The 6,529-nt window shown below is 73.9% G+C and carries 7 protein-coding genes; 4 read left to right on the top strand and 3 right to left on the bottom strand.

What is annotated here, in order from left to right; translation table 11 throughout:
- Nucleotides 1-83: 83 nt before the first annotated feature.
- Entirely contained in the window at nucleotides 84-566 is a 483-nt protein-coding gene (locus tag ACXAHD_RS30870; RefSeq protein WP_281554850.1) for a phosphotransferase, read from the bottom strand.
- 159 nt (nucleotides 567-725) lie between these two features.
- Between ACXAHD_RS30870 and ACXAHD_RS30875 the strand changes: the two genes are divergently transcribed.
- The 3 genes from ACXAHD_RS30875 to ACXAHD_RS30885 all read left to right on the top strand — a co-directional run bounded on the left by ACXAHD_RS30875 (nucleotide 726) and on the right by ACXAHD_RS30885 (nucleotide 3,231).
- Nucleotides 726-1,151, top strand: a complete 426-nt coding sequence (locus tag ACXAHD_RS30875; RefSeq protein WP_281554851.1) for an Hsp20/alpha crystallin family protein — start codon at nucleotides 726-728, stop codon at nucleotides 1,149-1,151.
- A 120-nt stretch (nucleotides 1,152-1,271) separates the two neighbouring features.
- Nucleotides 1,272-2,096 carry an SDR family NAD(P)-dependent oxidoreductase gene (locus ACXAHD_RS30880; protein WP_281567350.1) on the top strand — a complete coding sequence of 275 codons (825 nt, stop codon included), beginning with the start codon at nucleotides 1,272-1,274 and terminating at the stop codon, nucleotides 2,094-2,096.
- A 121-nt stretch (nucleotides 2,097-2,217) separates the two neighbouring features.
- A complete protein-coding gene (locus tag ACXAHD_RS30885) occupies nucleotides 2,218-3,231 on the top strand; it encodes a tyrosine-type recombinase/integrase (RefSeq protein ID WP_475054971.1) in 1,014 nt (337 codons plus the stop codon).
- 22 nt (nucleotides 3,232-3,253) lie between these two features.
- Here the strand turns inward: ACXAHD_RS30885 and ACXAHD_RS30890 are convergent, their stop codons facing one another.
- Together ACXAHD_RS30890 and ACXAHD_RS30895 are read right to left on the bottom strand one after the other, a co-directional pair.
- Nucleotides 3,254-4,258, bottom strand: a complete 1,005-nt coding sequence (locus ACXAHD_RS30890) for a TerC/Alx family metal homeostasis membrane protein (protein ID WP_475054973.1) — start codon at nucleotides 4,256-4,258, stop codon at nucleotides 3,254-3,256.
- 157 nt (nucleotides 4,259-4,415) lie between these two features.
- Nucleotides 4,416-6,215, bottom strand: coding sequence for an acyl-CoA dehydrogenase family protein (locus ACXAHD_RS30895; RefSeq protein ID WP_475054974.1), 1,800 nt, complete (start codon nucleotides 6,213-6,215; stop codon nucleotides 4,416-4,418).
- Between the two features lie 116 nt (nucleotides 6,216-6,331).
- Between ACXAHD_RS30895 and ACXAHD_RS30900 the strand changes: the two genes are divergently transcribed.
- Entirely contained in the window at nucleotides 6,332-6,472 is a 141-nt protein-coding gene (locus tag ACXAHD_RS30900; protein WP_475054976.1) for an NAD-dependent epimerase/dehydratase family protein, read from the top strand.
- Nucleotides 6,473-6,529: the final 57 nt, after the last annotated feature.

The raw sequence follows: 6,529 nt of genomic DNA on the forward strand, positions 1-6,529 counted from the left end.
CATCGTGACGCAGTACATCGAGCAGCAGAACCGGCCAGGTCAGGGCACTGCTCGGGCCCTGGCGGCCCTCCCAGCGCGGGCCTTCACCCCCGGCCTGAAGGCCGGAGCACTGGCCCGCATTCCGGTAGCCGGCGGGCGGCGTCGGGGCGCTGCCAGGCGGGGTCGGCGGTCAGCGGCACGAACGCCTTGGCCGCGTAGGCGAGGTCCCACAGCCGGGTGCCCGGCGCGGCGGTGTCCCAGTCGATGAAGGCCCAGCGGTCGCCGACGACCAGGTTCCAGGGCGCGAGGTCGTGGTGGAGGACCAGATCGGTGCCGTCGGGTGGGATGAGCCGCCGCCAGACGGCACCCGGTGGTGGGGTGAAGCTGGCGGCCGCGTCGTGCAGGTCGCGTACGAGGCGGCCGACCCGGCGCAGGGCCGCGTCTGGGCCGAGCAGGTCGAACCGGTCCGGCCAGGGGACCGTTCCGGGCAGGTAGGTCAGCACCTCGCGGCCGGCGGCGTCGACGCCGAGCGGTCGGGGTGCGCCGCCGAACCCGGCGTCGTGCAGGTGGGCGAGGAAGGCGTGCACAGCGGGGGTCCACGCGCCAGCGGGTCCGGTCGACCGGTTTGTCCCGCGTACGGGACGACTTGACGCTCTCAGGGTTGCGCGCTATAGCTATAAGTAAGTTGAGTCTGCGGGGCTCAACTTGAGGGAGTGAGAAGCCCGCACCCGTGAGGAGGTCCGACAATGTTGATGCGCACCGACCCGTTCCGGGAGATCGACCGGATCGCCGAGCAGTTCTTCGGCACCACCACCCGTCCGGCCGTCATGCACCTGGACGCCTACCGTGACGGCGACTGGTTCTACGCCGCGTTCGACCTGCCCGGCGTCGACCCGGACAGCATCGAGTGCACCGTGGAACGCAACGTCCTGACGGTGCGTGCCCAGCGCCACCGCCCCACCGGCGACAAGATCGAACTCGTCGCCGCCGAGCGGCCGATGGGCACCTTCACCCGGCAACTGTTCCTCGGCGACACCCTCGACACCGACAAGCTGGAGGCCGGCTACGAGGCCGGCGTGCTGACCCTGCGGATCCCGGTGGCGGAGCGCGCCAAGCCGCGCCGGGTCTCGATCAGTGTCGGCGACGACGGCCGCCGGCAGCTCAGCAACTGAAACCCACCACCGGGTCCCCGCCCGGCGCCGGAGCGCACCGGGCGGGGACTCGTCATGTCCGGCGGGGGACAAGCCGGCAAACGCCTCGCGCCGGTGTCGCCGGCCGGGCATCCTGGGAAGATGATCGACCCCCGGTTGACCGGGCACGTCGCGATCGTGACCGGCGCGAACCAGGGCATCGGCGCGGCGATCGCGCTCGCCCTGGCCACCCAGGGCGCCGCGGTGCTCGCCGCGTACCTGCGGATGGACCCGTCCTCCTACGCCGACGATCCGTCGTTTCCCGCCCAGTACGGGCAGGTCCGTGCCCAGGACGCACGCAGCGTCGTCGACCGGATCGTCGCCGCCGGCGGCAAAGCGGTGGCCGTGGAGGCCGACCTGGCGGACCCGGCCACCCCGGCTCGGCTGTTCGACGAGGCGGCGGCCTCGTTCGGCCCGGTCGACATCCTGGTCAACAACGCCAGCGGCTGGCTCAGCGACACGTTCCGGCCGGACAGCCGGGACCGGTTCGGCCGGCCGTTGACCCACGTCGACGCCGGCACCTTCGACCGCCAGTTCGCCGTCGACGCCCGCGCCCCGGCGCTGCTGATCGCCGAGTTCGCCCGCCGGCACCTGGCCCGCAAGGCCAGCTGGGGGCGGATCGTCGGATTGACCTCCGGCGGCCCGCACGGCTTTCCCGAGGAGGTGTCGTACGGGGCGGCCAAGGCCGCACAGGAGAACTACACCATGTCGGCCGCCGCCGAACTCGCCCCGTACGGAGTGACCGCGAACATTGTGCAGCCGCCGGTCACCGACACCGGCTGGGTGACGCCGGAGGTGGAGAAGCAGATCACCGGTTCGAGTCCGCTGAGCCGTATCGCCCGCCCGGAGGACGTCGCCGAGGTCGTCACCCTGCTGGCCTCGCACCAGGCCCGTTACGTGACCGGCCAGATCGTCCGGATGTCCTGACCGCGCCGCACCGCAGGTCGCGGCCGCCGTTGGCCGGCCGGCCGAGGTCACGAACAGCGCGGAAAGATCACGTACGGCGTTTCGGCGTCGTCGGTGACGCCGGCTTTGGCATCCTGCTGCGATGCGTCGCCCCACCACCCCCGGTCTCGTCCCCCGGCCGGTCGACCGCGGCCTGCCCGCCGCCACCGCCCCGGTCGACTTCACCGAGGCGTGGCTGCGTAACCGTCGGCTGTCCGAGCACACCCGGGCCGCCTACCGCCGGGACGTGACCGGCTGGTTGTCGTGGTGCACCGCCACCGGGCTCGACCCGCTGCAGGCGTCGTTCCTGGACGTCAACGCCTACGCCCGGACGTTGGAGGCCACCGTCGATCCGCGCAGCGGCCGGCTGCTGACCCCGGCGACGGTGGCCCGCAAACTGTCCGCCATGTCCAGCTGGTACGCGTTCCTGGTGCGGCTGCGGGCGGTACCGGCCAACCCGGTGACCGACGCGGACCGGCCGCGGATCGACCGGGACCATTCGGCGACCGTCGGGTTGAGCCCCGACCAGGTCGACGCGTTGTTCGCGGCGGCCCGCGCCGACACCGGGGCGAGCGGTGCGCGCAACCTCGCCGTGCTGGCGTTGCTGGCCGACCTGGGGCTGCGTGTCGGTGAACTGGTCAGCCTCGACGTCGCCGACGTCGGCGACGAGCGGGGGCACCGCAGCGTCCGGTTCGTCGGCAAGGGCGGCCGGGCCCGCCGCCGGGCGCTGGCGCCGGACACGGCGGCGGTGCTCGACGCGTACCTGGCAGTCCGGGCCCGGGCCGCCGGTGTCGCGGCCGATGCGCTCGACGGCCCGCTGCTGGCCACCGCCAGCGGCGCGCGGCTGGACCGGCACGCCGTGTTCCGGCTGGTCCGGCGGCTGGCCCGGGCCGCCGGTCTGCCGGCGTGGGACCGGCTGTCGCCGCACTCGCTGCGGCATGCGTTCGCCACCACCGCCCGCGCCGAAGGGGTGCCGCTGGAGGACGTGCAGGACGCGATGGGTCACGCCGATCCGCGGACCACCCGTCGGTACGACCGGGACCGGTACAACCTGGACCGGGACCCGGCGTACCGGATCGCGGCGGCGCGGGCCGCCCGCGTCGCCAGGTCCGGCTGAGCGTCTCACCGGATCCGGCAGGTCACCGTTGCCGCTGCTGGTCGTCGTGGCCGCGCAGCGAACCGGCGTGGGCGCGGGCGGTCGGGTCGCGGTGGACCTTGACCAGGCTGGCGACGACGGTGACGGTGAGGATCACCAGGATCAGCCCCAGCGACACCGGGGTCTGCACCTCGGGGACCCGGTCGTCGAGGGTGTGGCCCCAGTGCAGCACCAGCTTGACGCCGATCAGCGCCAGTACCAGCGCCAACCCGGTGGACAGGTAGACCAGCCGGTCCAGCAGGCCTTTCACCAGGAAGAACAGGGCCCGCAGCCCGATCAGGGCGAAGGCGTTGGCGACGAAGACGATGTACGGCTGCTGGGTGACACCGAACACGGCGGGGATCGAGTCGAGGGCGAACAGCAGGTCGGTGCTGCCGATCGCGACCAGCACGATGAACAGTGGGGTGACGACACGGCGACCGTCGAGGCGTGTGACGAGCCGCCCGTCGACGTAGTCCGGTGTCACCGGCAGCACCCGCCGGGTGGCGCGGACCAGCACGTTGTCGTCGACCTGGGGGTCCTCGTTGCGGTGCCGGAACAGCTGCACGGCGGTGAAGATCAGCAGCAGGCCGAAGACCAGGAACATGAAGGAGAACAGGTTCAGCAGGGTGGCGCCGGCGGCGATGAAGATCGCCCGCAGGACCAGCGCGGCGATGATGCCGAAGGTGAGCACCTTGTGCTGATGTTCCTCGGGAACGGCGAAGGTGCTGATGATGATGACGAAGACGAACAGGTTGTCGACGGACAGGCTCTTCTCCACCAGGTAGCCGGCGAAGTACTCGGTGCCGTAGTCGCCGCCGGCCCAGGCCATGAACACCAGGCCGAACACGACGGCGACCGCGACGTAGAACACCGACCAGGCGACCGCCTCACCGAACCCGACGGCGTGCGGTCGGATCGCCGCTACCGCCAGGTCGAGGGCGAGCAACGCGATGATGACGACGAGCGTGACGGCCCACACGCCCGGGCCGATCTCCAGCGAACCCATGTCAGAGATCGTGCACCCTGTCGGCGGCGTCGCGCGCGCCGACACACGACATTGGTGGACAATCCGGGACGTTGCGCTACGATGCCCGGCCGCCGGGTGATGCGCGGACGCGCAGGCTCGGTTGCTCATGGCCGCCGGCCCGCCCGGGCGACGGGACTCAGGTCCGGCTGAGCAGTTCCAGGTGCCGGTGGGCGTCGGCGGCGATGTCGGCACCGACCAGCCAGCGTCGGGCCCACAGCCGGGCCGCCACCTGGGCGGCGTCGGTCTCGTCGGAACCCGCCGCGTCAGTGCCGCGACCGGATCCCCCGACACCGGGCTCGTCGGCCAGGTCGACGAGCAGCGCGGCGGCCAACGTGTACGCCGTCCGCAGCGCCAGCGGGCGCGCGCCGGCTGCCGTGTCGGCCCCACCCGGGTCGGCCGCGACCCGGGCCAGGTCCGTACGCAGCCGCCCGGCGGCGTCGGTGAGCGCCGCGGCCACCTCGGGGTCGGCGGCGGTGGCGGCCGCCCGGTCGACCCGGGCCAGCAGCGGCCCGGCGGCCTTTTCGCGGGTCACCGCCCGCAGCGCGTCCAACGCCAACACCGTGGTGGTGCCCTCCCAGATCGGCAGCACCTGGGCGTCACGCAGCAGCCGGGGCACGCCGGTGTCCTCGACGTAACCAGCGCCGCCGAAACATTCGACGTACTCGCTGGCGGCGGCGACCGCGAGCCGGCCGGTGGCGAGCTTCGCCAGCGGTGCGGCCAGCCGCAGTTCGGCCGCCGGGTCCACCTCGGCGGTGGCGTCCGGTCCGCCGGGTGTCGACCGGCCGGCGACGCCGGCCTCGACCTGTCCGAGCAGGTCGAACACGTGGCCGGCGAGGACGAACGCGCCGGCGGCGTCGACGGCGAGGGTGCCGAGCAGGCCACGGTGCGCCGGGGAGTCGACCAGCCGGCCGCCGGCGACCCGGCGGGCGGTGGCGTAGGCGTGCGCGTACGCCAGTCCGCGGCGCATCCCGCTGGCCGCAGCGGAGGCGTTGTGCAGCCGGGTCACCACCACCAGGGTCATCGCCCGGGCCAGGCCGGGCCGTGCGGGGTCGCCCAGCGGCAGCGCGTACGGCGTCGCGCAGGCCGACCTCGGCGGTGGGCAGCGCCCGGGTGCCGAGCTTGTCCTTGAGCCGGTGCACCCGCACGCCGGGGCGGGTGCGTGCGGGTCGGTGCCGGCGGCGGCCAGCGGCGAGTCGGCGGCGTAGCGGGGCACCAGGAACGGCACGAGCGTGCGGCTGCCGCCGACGGCGCCGACCGGGCGGGCCAGGGCGACCGCGACCGCCGAGTCGATCGCGGAGCAGAACCACTTCTCGCCGGTCAGCCGCCAACCGTCGCCGCCGTCGTCGTCGGGGCGCGCCACGGTGGTCGACCCGGACAGGTCGGAGCCGCCCTGGGCTTCGGTCATCCACTGGCCGCTGGTGATCGCGGCGGCGGGGTCGGTGGCGGTGAGCCGGGGCAGCCAGGTGTCGCGGACCGCCGGGTCGACGTCGGGGTGGCGCAACAGCGCGGCGGCCCCGTCGGCCATCGCCACCGGGCAGGAGAACGTCGCCGACTCCGGCGCGTACAGGTGCAGCAGGGCGTGCTGCACCACCCGGGTGTCCGGGCCGAAGGCGGCGCGGGTGTCGGCGCGGTACGGCAGCGCGACCAGGGCGTGCCGGGCGGCGGCGGCCCGTAGCCGCTGCCAGCCGGCACAGGTGTCGACCCGGTCGACGCGCCGGCCCCACGGGTCGTAGCGGACCAGCCGGGGCGGGTGCTGCTCGGCGTCGGTGTGCGCGGCCCGCAGCGGGCCGGTGACGTCGGCGGCGAGGGCGGCCAGCCGGGGCCGGGCGGCGGTGTGCGCGGCCGGGTCGATCCGGCGGCGCAGCCACCGGTCGAGCAGCCAGTCGGTGCGGTACGGGTCGCCGGGGGCGGGCACAGGTTGGACGTACCGGTCCACGATGATCGATCCTCCTCGCCACGCACAGCCGTTACTACCCGACGGTAACCTGTGGTGGGTTTCGCTGGCAGCGTGACGGTCTTCCGCGTCGTCGGGCCGGACGGCACAGTGGTGGTATGCGACTGCTGATGCTGGGCGGCACCGGGTTCGTCGGCCGGTGCGTCGTCGAGGACGCGCTGGCCCGCGGCTGGGCGGTCACCCTGCTGCACCGCGGCCACCAGACCGGGAAAGCCCACACGCAAGTAATCGCCCGGTAAAGGAAGTCAGCACCCCCCACCCCCCCCCCCTCCCCCCCCCTCCCCTCCCCCCCCCCC

The organism is Micromonospora sp. ABR4_055 (assembly GCF_056160425.1).